The 16520-nt window shown below is 59.7% G+C and carries 15 protein-coding genes, 1 pseudogene and 1 riboswitch; of the genes and pseudogenes, 9 read left to right on the forward strand and 7 right to left on the reverse strand.

Translation table 11 applies throughout. The features are described 5' to 3' along the window. The first annotated feature begins 4 nt into the window (after positions 1-4). Together B9G99_RS01840 and B9G99_RS01845 are read left to right on the forward strand one after the other, a co-directional pair. Positions 5-436 carry a hypothetical protein gene (locus tag B9G99_RS01840; protein ID WP_086620496.1) on the forward strand — a complete coding sequence of 144 codons (432 nt, stop codon included), beginning with the start codon at positions 5-7 and terminating at the stop codon, positions 434-436. Continuing rightward, on the forward strand, positions 433-2034 hold the full coding sequence (locus B9G99_RS01845; RefSeq protein WP_086620497.1) for a diguanylate cyclase domain-containing protein: 1602 nt from the start codon (positions 433-435) through the stop codon (positions 2032-2034). Before B9G99_RS01840 ends, B9G99_RS01845 begins: the two co-directional genes overlap by 4 nt. Positions 2035-2043: 9 nt before the next feature. On the opposite strand, the gene B9G99_RS01850 is transcribed toward B9G99_RS01845, so the two are convergent. Beyond that, positions 2044-3387, reverse strand: coding sequence for an MFS transporter (locus tag B9G99_RS01850; RefSeq protein WP_086623219.1), 1344 nt, complete (start codon positions 3385-3387; stop codon positions 2044-2046). 262 nt (positions 3388-3649) lie between these two features. Here B9G99_RS01850 and B9G99_RS01855 point away from each other — a divergent pair, with 262 nt between their 5' ends. Then, positions 3650-4600: a lysophospholipid acyltransferase family protein gene (locus B9G99_RS01855; RefSeq protein ID WP_086620498.1), complete on the forward strand. Its 951-nt coding sequence runs from the start codon at positions 3650-3652 to the stop codon at positions 4598-4600. A 21-nt stretch (positions 4601-4621) separates the two neighbouring features. Here B9G99_RS01855 and B9G99_RS01860 read toward each other — a convergent pair whose 3' ends face one another. Both B9G99_RS01860 and B9G99_RS01865 read right to left on the reverse strand, forming a co-directional pair. Next, on the reverse strand, positions 4622-5107 hold the full coding sequence (locus tag B9G99_RS01860) for a YajQ family cyclic di-GMP-binding protein (protein ID WP_086620499.1): 486 nt from the start codon (positions 5105-5107) through the stop codon (positions 4622-4624). A gap of 62 nt (positions 5108-5169) precedes the next feature. Then, positions 5170-6081 (reverse strand): LysR substrate-binding domain-containing protein, encoded by a 912-nt coding sequence (locus B9G99_RS01865; protein WP_158521419.1) that lies wholly within the window; start codon positions 6079-6081, stop codon positions 5170-5172. A gap of 249 nt (positions 6082-6330) precedes the next feature. Here B9G99_RS01865 and B9G99_RS01870 point away from each other — a divergent pair, with 249 nt between their 5' ends. From B9G99_RS01870 to B9G99_RS01885, 4 genes are all read left to right on the forward strand, one after another. Then, positions 6331-7863: an AbgT family transporter gene (locus B9G99_RS01870; protein WP_086620501.1), complete on the forward strand. Its 1533-nt coding sequence runs from the start codon at positions 6331-6333 to the stop codon at positions 7861-7863. A gap of 52 nt (positions 7864-7915) precedes the next feature. Next, a complete protein-coding gene (locus B9G99_RS01875) occupies positions 7916-9250 on the forward strand; it encodes an amidohydrolase (protein ID WP_227875880.1) in 1335 nt (444 codons plus the stop codon). Further along, a complete protein-coding gene (locus tag B9G99_RS01880; RefSeq protein ID WP_086620503.1) occupies positions 9240-10718 on the forward strand; it encodes an amidohydrolase in 1479 nt (492 codons plus the stop codon). Before B9G99_RS01875 ends, B9G99_RS01880 begins: the two co-directional genes overlap by 11 nt. A gap of 74 nt (positions 10719-10792) precedes the next feature. Beyond that, positions 10793-11161 (forward strand): DUF4870 family protein, encoded by a 369-nt coding sequence (locus B9G99_RS01885; RefSeq protein WP_086620504.1) that lies wholly within the window; start codon positions 10793-10795, stop codon positions 11159-11161. Positions 11162-11246: 85 nt separating this feature from the next. Here the strand turns inward: B9G99_RS01885 and B9G99_RS01890 are convergent, their stop codons facing one another. From B9G99_RS01890 to B9G99_RS01900, 3 genes are all read right to left on the reverse strand, one after another. Further along, positions 11247-12122, reverse strand: coding sequence for a pirin family protein (locus B9G99_RS01890; protein WP_086620505.1), 876 nt, complete (start codon positions 12120-12122; stop codon positions 11247-11249). A gap of 98 nt (positions 12123-12220) precedes the next feature. Beyond that, positions 12221-13486, reverse strand: a complete 1266-nt coding sequence (locus B9G99_RS01895; protein ID WP_086620506.1) for an MFS transporter — start codon at positions 13484-13486, stop codon at positions 12221-12223. A 210-nt stretch (positions 13487-13696) separates the two neighbouring features. Beyond that, positions 13697-14569, reverse strand: a complete 873-nt coding sequence (locus B9G99_RS01900; protein ID WP_158521420.1) for a LysR family transcriptional regulator — start codon at positions 14567-14569, stop codon at positions 13697-13699. A gap of 125 nt (positions 14570-14694) precedes the next feature. Here B9G99_RS01900 and B9G99_RS01905 point away from each other — a divergent pair, with 125 nt between their 5' ends. Both B9G99_RS01905 and B9G99_RS01910 read left to right on the forward strand, forming a co-directional pair. Beyond that, positions 14695-15120 carry a VOC family protein gene (locus B9G99_RS01905; RefSeq protein WP_086620508.1) on the forward strand — a complete coding sequence of 142 codons (426 nt, stop codon included), beginning with the start codon at positions 14695-14697 and terminating at the stop codon, positions 15118-15120. 88 nt (positions 15121-15208) lie between these two features. Further along, positions 15209-15362, forward strand: a riboswitch (TPP riboswitch). A gap of 77 nt (positions 15363-15439) precedes the next feature. Next, positions 15440-15733 (forward strand): annotated as a pseudogene (locus B9G99_RS01910) (thiaminase II/PqqC family protein); the annotation flags it as partial. Here B9G99_RS01910 and B9G99_RS16700 read toward each other — a convergent pair. Beyond that, positions 15706-16242 (reverse strand): hypothetical protein, encoded by a 537-nt coding sequence (locus B9G99_RS16700; RefSeq protein WP_148663899.1) that lies wholly within the window; start codon positions 16240-16242, stop codon positions 15706-15708. The pseudogene B9G99_RS01910 and the gene B9G99_RS16700 overlap by 28 nt on opposite strands. Positions 16243-16520: the final 278 nt, after the last annotated feature.

Consider the following 16520-nt stretch of genomic DNA (forward strand, 5'->3'; position numbering starts at 1 on the left):
TTCCGTGCCCCGCTTCATGCCCCTGACGTGCCTTGCCACAGCTGCTGTCCTGATGATCAGCACCCCGGTCCGGGCCGACATTGCCATCGTCATCAACGAGGCAAGTCCCGTACACCAGATCAGCCATGGCGAGGCGGTCAATATTTTCATGGGCCGCTACCGGCGCCTGCCTGATAACAGCGTGGCCCTGCCGATCGATCAGGGACCGCTCAAGGCTCGTTTTTACAAGGCGCTGGTGAAAAAGGACATGGCCGAGATCAATTCCTACTGGGCAAGACTGGTCTTTTCCGGCCGCGCCTCTCCCCCGCAGCAGACCGACACGCTGAAGGATCTTGTCGACATCGTGACGCACAACAACAACGCACTCGGCTATGTGGACGTCGCCGAGATGCCATCGAACATGCGCGTTTTGTTGACGATCAGTGAATCGCCATGAGAGGGCTATTGCGACTTTTTCGCAGTCGCCTGGCTCTGCGCGCAGCGGCCAGTATCGTCGTCATCGTGGGCGTACTGGGGATCGCCTTTCTGGTCTCGGCCGTGCACCTGCGTGCTGAATCCGAAAAGAACATTCAGCGCATGCGGCTTGAAGGACTGATTGCCACGGTCGAACGCACGGCCCAGATCGCCTGTTTTCTGGACGACACACAGCTGGCCGGTGAAGTGACTCAGGGGCTTCTGAGCAATCGTATCGTGCGTGAGGCGAGACTCGTTCGCCAGGATGGCAGCGCACTGGCCGATCATGCCAATGCCAACGAGCATCAGGGAGGGGCACCGATGACCCGGACAATCCACTCCCCGTTCGACCCCGCTCAGGAGGTCTGCCGGATGACGCTGGTACCGGATCAGGACTGGATTGACAGCATGGTCAACAACGCCACACGGTTTCTGTCCGTGGCGCTTGTGTTGCAGCTTCTGGGTATTGGCTTGAGCGTGATCCTGGTGGTGTTTTATTTCGTGACCCGCCCGATCAGTGATATCTCACAAAAGCTGCATGCGCTGGAGGCGGAAACGGGGCAGAAGCTGCCGCCACCCGGTGGCCACTACAAGGATGAAATCGGCAAGCTGGTATCCAGCGTCAACACCATGATCGATCGGCTGGTCAGCAGTCTGAGCGAGGAACGCCGGCAGCGGCTGGCCCGTGAAATCGAGGAGCGGCGCTATCGCACGCTTTTTGACAACGTTGAGGCCGGCATTTTTGAACTCGACGGTCAGGGGCGGCTGTTATCAGCCAATCCGGCCTTTTGCCGGATGTTTCTGGCGGGCACGCCACTGGACACGACAGCCGCCATGATCACCTTTACCTCCCTGATCAGTGAAGGCTGCCCCACAACACAGGCGCTTGTCTCGCGCAGGGCGCGCCGGGACAGCGCACGCGAATGGGAAATGGCCGTGGGTGAAGGGGCCGGTCGACGCTGGGTCAATGTCATGGTCAGCTGTCTGGAAGAAGAGCGACTTCAGGGCGTGGCTCACGATATCACCGAACGTCGTCGCGCCACTGAAAACGCTGAAAGGCTTGCCATGACCGATCCACTGACCGGGCTTGGCAATCGGCTGGGCTTCGAACGCCGGCTGAGCGTCATCGAACGCTATCACCGCTTACACCCTGATCATCACCATGCGCTGATGCTGCTCGATTTTGATCATTTCAAACAGATCAATGATGTCTACGGCCATCATGCCGGTGATGAGGTACTCCAGCAGATTGCCGACATTCTGCGCGTCATTTCGCGCCAGCAGGACTTTTCAGCTCGCCTGGGCGGCGACGAGTTCGTGATGCTGCTCGATCATCGCACGCCTCGCGAGGATCTGGCCGTCATGGCGCAGCGTCTGATCGACAGCATCAACCAGCCGCTAACGCTGGCTGACAGTCAAAAGGTGCAGCTGGGCATCAGCATCGGCATTGCAGTACTGGGCAGCGATACCGATGATGTCAGGACACTGGTCCAGCTGGCTGATCAGGCGATGTATCGAGCCAAGCGCGAAGGCCGTAACACCTGGCGCTTTCATGATCAAAATCTCACCTTCGATATCTGATCCCTGCCCTCATTGTGAGGGAGACGCCGTTTTATCATTGGCGTGCGCAGCACTGTCATAACGCGCATTGTCCTGATGCGCCGCCTCTTCGGCCTCATCCTTTTCTGCCTGAATTTCAGCCCCGGCCACCATCTCTTCAGTCACATCAAGCTCGGCACCCACCACGGTCTGTACCGGGTGTGCGGCAAACGGTGCCACCGGCTGCGGGGCCGGACGCACACTGCGCCGCCACATGAAAAACAGCGCCATGGCCGCCGAGATCATGGCAAGGCCATAGAACAGCCCATTACCGCCCGTCTGCCCCATCACCCCTGTCAGTATGGGGGCGCTGAGCGTGCAGCCCACCGCATTGATCAGAAGCAGCCCCTGACTCATGCCAACCAGCGCCTGGGGCGGCGCTCGATCGGCGGCGTGACTCATGGCCACCGGATAGAGCGAAAACGCCATGCCTCCGAAAACGAAGAGCACAATGCCCAGCGCCAGCTCGCTCATGGCCGCCGCCAGCGGCAACGCCAGGGAGAGCGCAATCAGCGTCATGCCAAGAATGATCAGAACAATCTGGCGATCATGGCGATCCGACCAGCGCCCCATGGGATACTGCAGGGCCATACCGCCCACGATGACCACGGCCATGAACTGACCCAGCCGTTCAACCGACAGTCCCGTCTGCTGAAGATACAGGGGCAGAAGCGAATAGAGCGCCGCCACGATCAGCCCCGAGCCAAAAACGCCCATGATCCCGGTCGGCGTCACGCGAATCAGCCGCCAGGGCGGCAGCGGCACGGCATGCTCCAGCAGTGGTGACACCCGGGGAATGATGCAAAGCGGCAGTACCGAAAGCGACGCCAGCATGCCGATCACCACATAGGGCGTGGCATCGAAAGGCGCCTCGAAAAGCCCCAGCAGCAATTGCCCGAGTGCCAGCGCCGCGTAGAGCGAGATCATGTAAAAGGCCAGTATTTGGCCGCGGCGGGCCGAATCGCCGCTGGTCAAAAGCCAGCTTTCGATCACCAGATAGACCCCGACCGTGGCCCAGCCACCCACCAGACGCATGGCAAACCACCAGCCGGCATCAAGCCACAGCGCCTGAGCCAGTGCGGCGGCGGCCACCAGCGAGGCAAAGCAGACATAGGCCCGGATATGTCCGATGCGCAGCAGCAGACGATCGTTGAGTACCGCCCCCAGCGCCAGCCCCACATAGTAGGCCGAGGACACCCAGCCGATGCTCTCCACCGAGGCGCCGGCGTTATCGAGTCGTAATGTCACCAGCGTGGATAGAAACCCGTTGCCCAGGGCCAGAATGAAAAGCCCCATCAGCGGTGGCAGGATCAGGGTCAACAGTGGACGAGCCATGGCTTCCTCACAGGACGGCGAACATGGATGGGTCAGCAGCATTGACGGTCAACGCGCCTTGAAACATCAATTGCTCTGACTTCAATCGATAAGCGACAGACTTGAATCGATGGCTACAGGCTGGCCCGATTGCGAGGGATTTTCCAGCATTGACGGCACCTCCCGGGACAGGTCATCCTGGGTTATCGCACCATCCGGCCATGAAGCCGCGCAGTCAACTGGTTATACTCCCCGTCGATTTCGACACCACCAAAGCGTAGCAATGACGATGAAAGACAACTGGCAGGCGCGCCTTATCATGCGCCTCTGGCAAGTGCTCTCACAGCGCACGCCGTCCACCCTGTGGCGTCTGGCCTCACGTTTCGAACCCGTTTACAGCCTGATTGGCGTGCGCGAGCGACGCATCACGCGCATGAACCTGCGTCAGGCCTACCCCGACGTCAGTGAACAGGTTCGCCGCCAGCAGATTCATGACAGCCTGCGCCATTCGATCGCGACCATGATGGAGCTGGGGTTTGCCTGGCAGGGAGATCCCGAGGCGGTAGCGAAATCGATTGTTGAAATACACGGACGTGAACTGCTGGATGAGGCGCGCGAAGAAGGACGCGGTGTGATCGTGCTGGCGCCCCACTTTGGGAACTGGGAGATTCTCAACTTCTGGCTTTCGAGCCATTTCCCGTTCACGGCCATGTACGAACCCCCCAAGATCAGTGCGCTCGACCCCGTCATTCGACACGGACGCGAGCGTATGGGGGCCAGCCTCGTCCCCACGACCTCACGCGGGGTAGCGGCGCTTTTAAAGGCACTCAAGCGCAGCGAGGCGATCGGCATTCTGCCCGATCAGGTGCCGGATTGGGGCAGCGGCGAGTTTGCCGACTTCTTTGGCTATCCGGCCTACACCGCCACCCTGCTGCCACGGCTGGTCTCGCGCACCAACGCTCGGGTCGTGACCGGCGTAGCCAGGCGGCGCGAGGATCGGCGGGGCTTTGACATCCACTTTCTCGAGGCCGACGAGCGGGTCTATGCCCAGGAAGATGACGCCGTGTCCGCCCGTGGCGTCAACGCCAGTGTCGAAAACGCCATTGCGCTGGACCCCATGCAGTACCAATGGGAATACAAGCGCTATCGACGCACGCCCGGCCAGCGCGAAAACGCGCCCGGCTGGCGCGAACAGCGCTTTTACAAGCAGGGACGTGGCGGCCGCAAGCTCTGACGCCCGAGGCCGCGGACGGCCTCAATCGCGGAAGTTATCAAACTGCAGCGGCAGATCCGGGCCCTCTTCACTTTTCAATAGCGCAATGGCCTGCTGCAGGTCATCGCGCTTCTTGCCGGTCACGCGGACCTTGTCGCCCTGAATGGCGCTTTGCACCTTGAGCTTCGACTCCTTGAGCTGCTTGACGATCGCCTTGCAGTCAGGCTGCTCGAGGCCCTGCTTGAGCTGAACTTCCTGACGCGCCTTGACGCCGGACAGCACGGGCTCCTGCTCATCCATGCAGCGGGCATCAATGCCTCGGGCAATCAATTTGGAACGCAGGATGTCGAGCATCTGCTTGAGCTGGAAATCGGCATCGGCTTCCAGCGACACCTTCTCCCCTTCCAGAGTGAAGCTGGCATCGACCCCACGAAAGTCAAAGCGCGTTTGTACCTCGCGGTTGGCCTGATCGACAGCGTTGGTGGCTTCATGCTTGTCAAACTCGGACACGATATCGAAAGAAGGCATGGCATGGTCTCCTGAATGCGCCAAAGGGGCTGATTCTAGCCGAGTCCGCGGGCAAGGCCCATTCATCCGGCACGGCTTTCGTATTCAAAAAGCTGTGCCAGCCGTTCTGCCGCCGGGGTCAGAGGCCGTTCCTGATGGCGGACCAGATGAAAGCGCGCCGACGGCAGCGGTGTTTCAAGGCTCAGTTCGACCAGACCGGCCATGCCATGATGAGCCACCATGCCCTGAGCAAAGACCCCGATCATGTCGCTCTGGGCGATCAGGTTCAGCGAGGTCGTAAAGGAATCACACTCAAGGCGTGACTGTGCGTTGATGATGTGTTTTTCATCCAGCCAGCGATAAAGACCGGCGTAATAGCCGCTTCGCGGCGTGGGCAATACCCAGCGGGCATGACACAGCATCTCGGGGTCAGTGGCCCCGGCCAGCGGATGATCATGGCGCATGACCACCACAAAGGGCTTGTCGAACAGCGGCTGAATACGCAGATCGTGATCGATGGTGTCCGTATCCACCGTGCTGATCGTAAAATCGAGCTCTCCGGAACGCAGCCGCTCGACCAGCGTCGACAGCTGCCCCTCCTGAAGATGCATGCTCACCTGCGGATAGCCCTTCTGAAAGCGGGCCACAACCGCCGGCAGAATGGTCCGGGCGACGGTAGCCGATACCCCTATGGCCACATGACCACGACCACGACCGCTGACCTGATCCACACTGTCACGCGCCCGTCTGAGTTCACTGACGATCATCCGGGCATGACGTTCAAGCGCCCGCCCACTGTCGGTCAACGTCACACCGCTGGCCCCGCGCACCAGCAGTGCCGTATTCATGAGCTCTTCCAGCTCGCGAATGGACCGGGTCATGGCCGGTTGCGACATGCCCAGCTCACGCGCGGCCGAGCGGATGCTGCCGTGGGTGGCCACGGCCACAAAGGCCCGAATGTGATGCAGCCGCGGTTCTGCTCTACCTGAATCCATCCTCTGCTCTCTTGTCATGTATCGCCCGAGCCCCTGCATCGCGTGGTCATCTACCGTGATAACACTCGGGTATCAGGCAGAACACAGCGGTATCTGCCAAACGGCCATCGCTTTCCCATACAGTGATATGACCTGAACGTTCGATGCGGCCCATCATATCGATAAAAACCCGCCCATTGGCATCAGGTAACCGATAACAATCGCCGGGACTGCACGGCACACAATAATACGTTACTCGGAGCCCCCATCATGGTTGCCACCACGCACCAACAGGCCCATGAGCCACGCCGCTCGACGCGCTGGCTCAATACCATCGAACGCCTGGGCAATCGCTTGCCCGACCCTTTCATGCTGTTTGTCGCCCTGGCCGTGGTCGTGTTGATCGCCTCCGTGATCTTTGCCGCCGTCGACGCCAGCGTTGTCCTGCCGGCGACCGGCGAGAACCAGCCCATACGAAGCCTGATCTCCAGTGAAGGCGTACGCTTCATGCTGGGGTCGATGCTGACCAACTTCACCGGCTTTGCCCCGCTCGGGCTGGTGCTGTCGATGATGCTGGGCATCGGGCTTGCCGAAAAGATCGGCTTGCTGGATGTGTTGATTCGCCGCACGGTCATGTCGGCCCCTCGCCAGCTGGTGACCTATACGGTCGCCTTTACCGGCATCATGATGAATGTGGCCTCCGATGCGTCGCTGATTCTGCTGCCGCCGCTGGCCGCCATGGTGTATCACGGGCTGGGGCGTCATCCGGTGGCGGGACTGGCGCTCGGGTTTGCCAGCGCCGGTGCCGGTTTTACCGCCAATCTGTTGATTGTGGGTACCGACGCCCTGCTCTCCGGCATCTCTACGGAAGCTGCCCGGCTGATCGATCCCGACATGGTGGTCACCCCGGTCGACAACTGGTATTTCAACTGTCTATCGGTCGTGGTGCTGACCGTGGTCGCCGCTCAGATCAGCGAACGCATTACCGAGCCACGACTGGGCACCTATCAGGGCGAAGTTGAACGGGTCGAAAGTGACGAGCCGGCCAGTGCCGGACGAGGCCTGCGCAACGCCGGCATCGCAGCACTTCTCTATCTGGGCGGGCTGGCAACGCTGGTGCTGTGGCCGGATTCGCCGCTTAAAAACGACGACGGCGGTCTGATCCCCTCGCCCTTTTTGTCGGGCATCATCCCGATCATCCTGCTGTTTTTCATCACCGTCAGCGTGGCCTATGGCGTTACCACCGGCAAAATCAAAACCTCCCGGGATGTCTCGGAGCGCATGGCAGAGGCCATGCGGGATCTGGGCGGCTATATCGTGCTCATCTTTGCCGCTTCGCAGTTCATTGCCTGGTTTGGCTGGACGCATATCGGCAGCTGGCTGGCGGTCAACGGTGCAGAGCTTCTGACCTCGATCAACTTCACCGGTCTGCCGGTCATCATCTGCTACATCCTGTTTACCGGCTTCATGAACCTGCTGATCTTTTCGGGCTCGGCCAAGTGGGCGCTGGAAGCCCCCATCTTCGTGCCGCTGTTCATGCAGCTGGGCTATCACCCGGCCTTTATCCAGATGGCCTATCGCGTCGCGGACTCCTCGACCAACATCATCTCACCGCTCAACCCCTATATGGTGGTGGTGCTGACGTTTATCCGAAAATACGACCGAGAGGCGGGGCTGGGCACGCTGATCTCACTGATGCTGCCCTATACGCTGGCGTTTTTGAGCCTCTGGATCGTGATGCTGGTGGCCTTTTATCTGCTTGGTCTGCCCTTCGGGCCCGGCATCCATGCGCTGATGCCCTAGCGTGCCCAGAAAGACCAACACGCCTTGATATTCAAAGACAGGGGAACCCCAAATGTCTGAATCTACAATGCCACAGTTCGATACCCAGCTTGAGACACTCATCCCACAGCTCACCGCCTGGCGGCGCGATTTCCACCAGCATGCCGAGTCGGGCTGGGTCGAGTTTCGAACCGCCTCCCTGGTCGCCGAGGAGCTTGATCGTCTTGGTTACCAGGTCACGCTGGGGCGCGACGTCATCGATGACGCCTCGCGCATGGGCGTGCCCGACGCCGACACCCTGGCCCGTGAAGAGGCCCGCGCCCGCACCCAGGGCGCCATCGAGCGCTGGCTGCCGCAGCTCTCCGGTGGCTTTACCGGCGTGGTGGGGGTCCTTGATACCGGCCGTCCCGGGCCGACCCTCGGCTATCGCATCGATATGGATGCGCTGGATCTCGAGGAGTCTCTTGACGCCTCGCACCGCCCGGCCCAGCAGGGCTTTGGCTCACAAAATGCCGGCATGATGCACGCCTGCGGTCATGACGGTCATACCACCATCGGGCTGGGCCTGGCGCGGCTGTTCAAAGCGTTTGAGGCGGACCTTTCCGGGCGCATCAAGCTGATCTTTCAGCCAGCGGAAGAAGGCGTGCGCGGCGCGCGCTCAATGGTGAGCGCCGGCGTGCTTGATGACGTCGATGTCTTCATTGCCACCCACATCGGTCTGGACATTCCCTGCGGTGAAATCGTCTGCGCTCAGGATGGCTATCTGGCGACCACCAAGCTCGACGTGCGCTATACCGGCGTGCCGGCTCATGCCGGCGGCCGCCCCGAAGAGGGACGCAACGCCCTGCTGGCCGCCGCTCAGGCCGCCGTGGGGCTGCATGCCATCCCCCGCCACAGTGGCGGTGCCTCGCGCATTAATGTCGGCGTGCTCAACGCTGGCAGCGGTCGTAACGTTGTGCCTGCCACAGCGATGATGAAAATCGAGACCCGCGGTGAAAATACGGTGATCAACGAAGAAATGCGCCGCCGTGCGATCGATATCATCGAAGGTGCGGCACAAATGCACGGCGTCAGCGTCGAATACAGCCTCGCCGGGGAAGCCGATACCTGTACCTCGAGTCCGGCACTGGTCGATTACATCCAGAAGCGCATCGAGGGATTGCCGGGCGTTGAGGTGGTCACGCCACGCATCAGCGAACCCTCGGGCTCCGAGGATGCGACCTGCATGATGAAGCGAGTGCAGGAGCGCGGTGGGCTTGCCACCTACATGATCTTTGGCACCGAGCTGGCCGCCGGCCATCACCACCAGTGCTTCGATTTCAACGAAGACGTGCTGCCACTGGCCGTACGCACCCTGGCCCATCTTGCCTTCAACATGGATCCCGAGGGCATACGCCATGACCGCTGACACTTCTCTTGAACAAACCCCGGCCGCGCGTATCCGTGCGTGGGTCGAGACACGCCGCGATCAATTCATCGCGCTGGCCGATGCCATCTGGGACCATCCCGAAACCCGTTTTGAAGAGCACCTCTCAAGCGCGCTTCTGGCCGATGCGCTGGAGGCCGAGGGCTTCTACGTCGAGCGCGGCGTGGCCGGCATGGAGACAGCGTTCGTGGCCAGTATCGGCAGCGGCTCACCGGTGATTGCCCTGCTTGGCGAGTTCGATGCCCTGCCCGGGCTCAGCCAGCGCGGCGGCGCCAGTGCCTTTGAACCACTCGAACCCGGCGGCCATGGACATGGCTGCGGCCACAACCTGCTGGGCACGGCGGCACTGGCCGCCGCCGTGGCCGTGCGGGATGAGCTGCACTCGTGTGGCAGACTCGAAGGGGCCGGCACCGTGCGCTTTTACGGCTGTCCCGGCGAGGAAGGCGGCTCGGGCAAGACCTTCATGGTCCGCGAAGGACTGTTCGACGACGTCGATGTGGCGCTCACCTGGCACCCCATGACGTTTACCGGGCTTTTTTCGACGCCGACGCTTGCCAACATTCAGGCCTATTTTCGCTTTCATGGCACGGCCGCCCATGCTGCCAACTCGCCGCACCTAGGCCGCAGTGCACTGGACGCGGTCGAGCTGATGAACATCGGCGCCAACTATCTGCGCGAACACGTCCCGGAACAGGCACGTCTTCACTACGCGGTGACCGATGCCGGAGGCAATTCTCCCAACGTGGTGCAATCCAGCGCCGAGGTGCTTTATCTGGTACGCGCCCCCGACATGGCGGAAACCGAAGACATCTACGCCCGCCTGCAGGACGTGGCCCGCGGGGCAGCGCTGATGACCGGCACAAGCGTCGAGGTGACGTTTGACAAGGCCTGCTCCAGCTACCTGCCCAATCGCACTCTGGAAGCGCTGATGTTCGAGCAGATGGACATTCTCGGCGCGCCTGACTTTGACGAACAGAATCAACACTATGCCCGCGACATCGCCGATACCATCACCCCGGCGGGCAGACGGGCCGATCTCGATACCATGCGCCGGATGACCGGCCGCGACACCCAGGCCAGCATTGATGCCTTTGAAGACCAGGTGCTCGCCGATGCCGTGCTTGCCCCGGGAGACGGCCGGGAGATCATGAAAGGCTCTACCGATGTCGGCGATGTCAGCCGCGTGGTGCCCACCGCGCAGTGCTATGTCAGCTGCTTTGCCATCGGCACCGCTCTGCATACCTGGCAGGTGGTCGCCCAGGGGCGCAGTGCGCTGGGACACAAGGGCATGCTGCGAGCAGCAGACATTCTGGGCGCGACGACCCTGCGACTGCTGGAAGACCCCGAGCGGGTGAATCAGGCGCGTGATGAACTGGCACGTGTGAACGCGCGCACGCCCTACCTCTGTCCGATTCCGCAGGGCGTGACGCCCTCACCGCTGGCGTCCTGAGTCGAACCAGCGCGGACAGTCCTTTCCCTGTCGAGTTATGATGACGCCATCTCACTATCCCGAGGAGCCGTTTCGTGACCGACAGGGACCCGATACTTCATGATCAATCCGCCGCCGATGACGACCCGATGATGGTACGCATCGGCTACGCGCTCTATCTGGCCAGCATCTTCACCGGCATTACGGCGCTGGCAGGTCTTGTCATCGCCTACATCTATCGCGGCCGCTCTTCGGGATGGCTGGCCGATCATTACACCTTCCTGATCCGCACCTTCTGGATCGGGCTGTTTTATATGGCGCTGGCCACGATATTGTCGTTTCTGGGGGTCGGCGTGCTGCTGTTTCCGCTGATCACGGTGTGGATCATCGTGCGCTGCGCCCGGGGCTGGCGCGAACTCGAGCGTCGGCGTATTCCCTCGCCGCTGATGAACTGGGCCTGGTAGTCGCTCCTTCCAGACCCGGCGTCCATCATTAAAAACGCCCGCAGCGATGGCTGCGGGCGTTTTTGATTCGCTCAAAACGTATTGATTATACGGCGTTCAATCCGCCGAACCGGCCGTTGCGATAATCATCAACGGCCTGCTCGATCTCCTCGCGCGTATTCATCACGAACGGGCCATGAGAGACCATGGGCTCCTTGAGCCGCGGGGCGTGACCAAACAGCAGCGTGGCATCCCCCGAGCCGCGAATCTCGACGTAGTCCCCTTCCTGCTCGAACTCGATCAAATGGCAGGGGCGGATCGCCTGCTCGGAGATCATGATGTTGCCACGCACCACGTAGCAGAAAATTTCGTCATCCTCGGGTACCGGCAGGTGAATGAGTGAGCCTTCCCTGATGGTGATGACCGACATGAAGGTGGGCGTCAATGTTTCGATCGGGCCGCGGAAGGTACTGCCCTGCTGATCGAAATCACCGGCAATCAGCGTCATGTGCCCGCGGCCGTCATCGAGTTCGACCTGCACCAGCTCATCAGCCTGAAGCCCGGTGTAGCGCGGCTCGGTCATCTTGAGCTCGGCGGGCAGATTGAGCCAGAGCTGAAGGATCTCCATACGTCCGCCTTCACGACGAAAGGCTTCAGGGGACACTTCCGAATGCACCAGGCCGCTGCCCGCGGTCATCCACTGCACACCGCCGGCGTTGATGATGCTTTCATGGTCGCCGCTATCGGCATGCGCCAACGAGCCGTCGAGAATGAAGGTGACGGTTTCAAAGCCGCGATGCGGATGCGGGCCGAAGGGCAGGCCCTTGTTATCGCGATCATACACCTGCGGCCCGTGATGATTGAGAAACAACCAAGGATCGAGATAGTCGATCGAGGGGCCGGGCAACGGTCGATGCGTAATCAGATCGCCGATGTCATCGCGAATGGCGGTATGCAGGTGCCGTACTTTTCGAGCTGTCATCGGTGTCTTGTCCTGTATTTAAATGAAACACGGGTGATGATCAGTGTAAGACACATCCCCCGCCTGCGCCGTTAACCTGTCATGGGAATGACGTGGATTCACGATCCTTCAATGCTTAACCGGCGAAGCCGCAGCCCCACCAGCAACGCCAGCAGCAGCAGCGCAGCAATGAAGGCGGCCACGCCGTTCCAGCCGGCCATGTCCCAGAAGGTGCCGCCCAGCGTGCCGGCCAGGCTCGAACCCAGATAATAGCTGAACAGATAAAGCGAAGAGGCCTGACCGCGGGCCTGGGTGGCGCGCTGCCCGACCCAGCCGCTGGCAATCGAATGGGCAGCAAAAAAGCCGAAGGTGAAAATCAGCATGCCGACCATGATCAGCACCACGGGAGAGGCCAGCGTCAGGGCAAGCCCAGCCAGCATCACGACCACAAAGACCCAGAACACGCGCGAGCGCCCCAGCCGGTCGGCCAGCCCGCCGGCCCAGGCCGAACTATAGATGCCCGAGAGATAGACAATCGACAACAGCCCGATGACCGTCTGGCTGAAATGATACGGCGCCTCCAGCAGGCGATAGACAATGTAGTTGAACAGCGTCACGAAGCTGCCCATCAGCAGGAACGCCTCCAGAAACAGCCACGGCAGCCCGGCATCACGAAAGTGCAGCCGAAAGGCCCCTGCCAGATTGGCGATGCTCAGCTTTCTGGGTTCAAAGTGGCGTGAGGCCGGCAGCATCTTCATGAAGGCCAGCGCGCTGATGAGCGAGATGATGCCCATGGTGGCCAGCGTCACCCGCCAATTGACGAAATCCACCATGACGCCGCTGATCAACCGTCCGCTCATGCCGCCAATGGCATTACCGCCGATATAAAGCCCCATCGACACACCGACAAAGCTCGGGTGAATCTCCTCGTTGAGATAGGCCATCGCCACACCGCACAGTCCTGCCATGGCAAGCCCGGCAAGCGAGCGCATGACCAGAATGGTGCCCCAGTGCTGCATGAACGCCGCGCCGATGGTCAGCGCGGAGGCACTCAACAGCGCCAGCGACATCATCTTCTTGCGCCCGAGGGCATCGGAAAGCGGGCCCGTGATCAAAAGCCCTACCGCCAGCATGCCGGTCGAGACCGACAGCACCAGACTGGTGCTGGCCGGATCGATGCCGAAAGCCTCGGACAGGATCGGCAGCATGGGCTGTACGCAGTACAGCAGCGCAAAGGTGGAAAAGGCGCCCAGAAACAGCGCCAGCATGGTCGGTCGATAGTCAGGGCCGCCACGCTCGATGAACTCGGCACCTTGCGATGATTGCTGAAACGACACATGGGACACATCCGATGTGTCGTTGCCCTTGTCACTATTGAGGGGCATGGTCTCTCCCTGTCATCTGCCACCTGTCGGCAGTGTTGAATCCTTCATTGCCCGGTCTCTATCTGGCCCTGCGCCGTTTGCTACGTACTGTCCGCTACGAGCCAATCGATCCGTACCAGCTCGATCCGTACCATCTCGATCCGTCCTCTAAAACGCCCGAGGCATCGTCATGCTCAGGGCTGTCAGGTGCGACGCACGTTCTGCCGTCACTCACGGGTCGCGAGGAGAGGCCATCAGGCAGTCACGCAGCAGTGCCTGTGAAGAGCCCGGCACCAACGGGGCACGCGTCACCATCATCAGCTCACGCTCGATGACAGGCGACGGCAGGGCATGAATCCGAATGTCGCCATCAACGTCTCGACACCACAGCCCCGCCATGGGCACCAGGGCAACGCCCAGGCCTGCAGCCACCATGCGCACGATGGCTTCAATATCGTCGACTTCCAGCACGGTCGACGGCACAAGGCGCTGACGCGTTAAAAAACCGGCCACCTGGCGCCCGCCAAAGGAGCTGCGATCGTACTGGATAAAGGGATGCCCGGTCAGAATCTCCAGCGGATCGCCTTCGATGATTTCACGCGGCGTAATCAACACAAACGGTTCGCGATGGAACACCTCACCCTGAAGGGATGCTGGCAGCGCAAAGGGCGGGCGAATCAAAAGCGCCATATCCAGCTCGCCTCGATCCACCTGATCCAGCAGCGTCAGCGAAACACCCGGTATCAGCTGGACGTGTAGATCAGGCGCCTGCAACCGCATTTCCCGAAGCACCGGCGGCAATAGCGTGCCCTGCACGCTGGTAATCGCTCCCAGACGCAGATGCCCTCGCAGCGCGGTGCTATCAATTGCCTGCATCTCATCGGCCAGTGCCAGCATCTGCCGGGCCAGGGTGACTACCCGCTGAGCATCCGGTGCAAGGCGCAGCGCACGACCGGTACGAATGAAAAGCGTTATGCCCAGTCGGGTTTCAAGCTGGCGGATGCGCGAACTGATGGCCGATCGTGACAAGCCGATCTGTGCGCCGGCCGATTCAAACGTGCCATGTTGTACGACCGCCAGCAGCGCCTTGAGCTCCTCAAGCATCGCGAATCCTGCTTTATGGTTTTCAGACGGGCGCATTATGCGCTTTTTATCCGACTATTTCGCATTCATATTAAGGCCATTCGTACTTTTATAGATGCATATTTTTGCCCTGACAGGAGTTTTCCATGGCACTTTCCCCCTTTCACCTGGCCATCCCGGTACATGACCTGCCCGCAGCCCGGGCGTTTTACGGTGAAACCTTTGGACTGAGCGAGGGACGCTCCAGCGATCAGTGGGTCGACTTTGATTTCTATGGCCATCAGCTCGTGATTCATGAACATCCCAAAACGCCTGCTCAGGAGCATGCCTACACCAATCCGGTGGACGGACACGATGTTCCGATTCCTCACTTTGGCATTGTGCTGGGCTGGCAGGAGTGGGAGCGGCTGGCCGAGCGCCTTCGAGCAGCCGGAACGGTGTTCGTGATCGAGCCCTACGTGCGCTTCAAGGATCAGCCCGGCGAGCAGGCGACCATGTTTTTGCTCGACCCCTGCGGCAACGCTCTTGAATTCAAGGCCTTCAAGGACATGAGCCAGCTCTTCGCCAAATAGACCCGCTTTTTGCGATGGAAGACGGCCGACAGGGCTTGACCGCCCGCCGCCGAACAGCACAGAGTGACGATGCGATGGCCTGGCCATCGTCTGCTTGACGGGGTGCCGGTGAATTCCGGCTGAGATAGCGCAGGGCGTGCTCTTTTGAGCGTGCCAAGTGCTGATCCCGCTGAACCTGATCCGGCTAATGCGCTATTTGGAAAAGCGCGGGTACCGGCGTAGGGATCAAGCGATGGCGCCGGTGCAACGTCTCACTCTTCTCCGCGCCACTTTCTCGATCTTCTCGCCTGCCCTTCGGATCGCTATCACCGGAGGCTTTATGGGCTACTGCTTTACTGACCTGATCAACACTTGTCCGAACGACTGGCGCGCCTACATCGAGCACGATTTCGTGCGACAACTTGGCGCCGCCACGCTCTCCGAGGAATCCTTTCGTCACTACCTGAAGCAGGACTATCTGTTTCTGATCCACTTTGCGCGCGCCTGGGGGCTGGCGGTCTATAAAAGCCGCGACATGACGGAGCTTCGTCACTCGCTGGACAATTTAAAGACCATCGTGGACACCGAAATGGGGCTGCACGTCACCTACTGCCGGGAATGGGGCATTGATGAGAGCTTTTCAGCTTTCTCATAAAGCGAGGCTCTTCTTGAGTTCGCTTTATTTTTTCTTCTATACCAAGCAATCCCAACAAATAAAGCTCCGAAAAATGCAACAACCATCAAAGCTGAGACGCCAATTTCAAACAACAATGAAAAGCCAATTAAAATCAAGTTAAATGAAGTTGAACGGAGCAACCGCAATTCAAAATCCGACGCAACAAGTTCTTTATATGCTTCTGGATATTTAAGCCTCATAGAAGAAGAATCTTTATATCCTCTTGGTTTTTTGAGCAGTGATTTTGGGTCCTCAATGGTTGCAGTAACCCCATCGACCATTGCACCTAACGAGTAACTCCATGCCAAAGCGAACAGTACTATCACAGCGCCTGAATCTTTTATCATCAAAGCATTTGACTTATAAAAATAAATAAAATCTTCAAAGTTGGCGAAAAACAACACAAACCATATCGAGGCTTGAAAACCTACTATGAGTAATTCTATACGCAATGCAGTAGTCGACATATACAGGCTCTCCTGATTACTTTTCCAAAACGGCTAAAGCAGCTGTCCCATTAATCAATTATCTGAACAACTCTCTTCAATATTTTTACTCGGCAATCTCCACACCCAAGATTGAGCCGATGCTTATAAAATTAATACTTTTTACAGTCAATTCATAAGATACATGCCATTGATTATACATTCAGCCACATAATCTCAACGAACTTGCTGGCACGTTCATTGAGGCTATGTAATCACTTAGAACAAAATTATCCATTGATCATAAAGGCATCCAAGCA

It is taken from the genome of Kushneria konosiri (assembly GCF_002155145.1).
Taxonomy (GTDB): domain Bacteria; phylum Pseudomonadota; class Gammaproteobacteria; order Pseudomonadales; family Halomonadaceae; genus Kushneria; species Kushneria konosiri.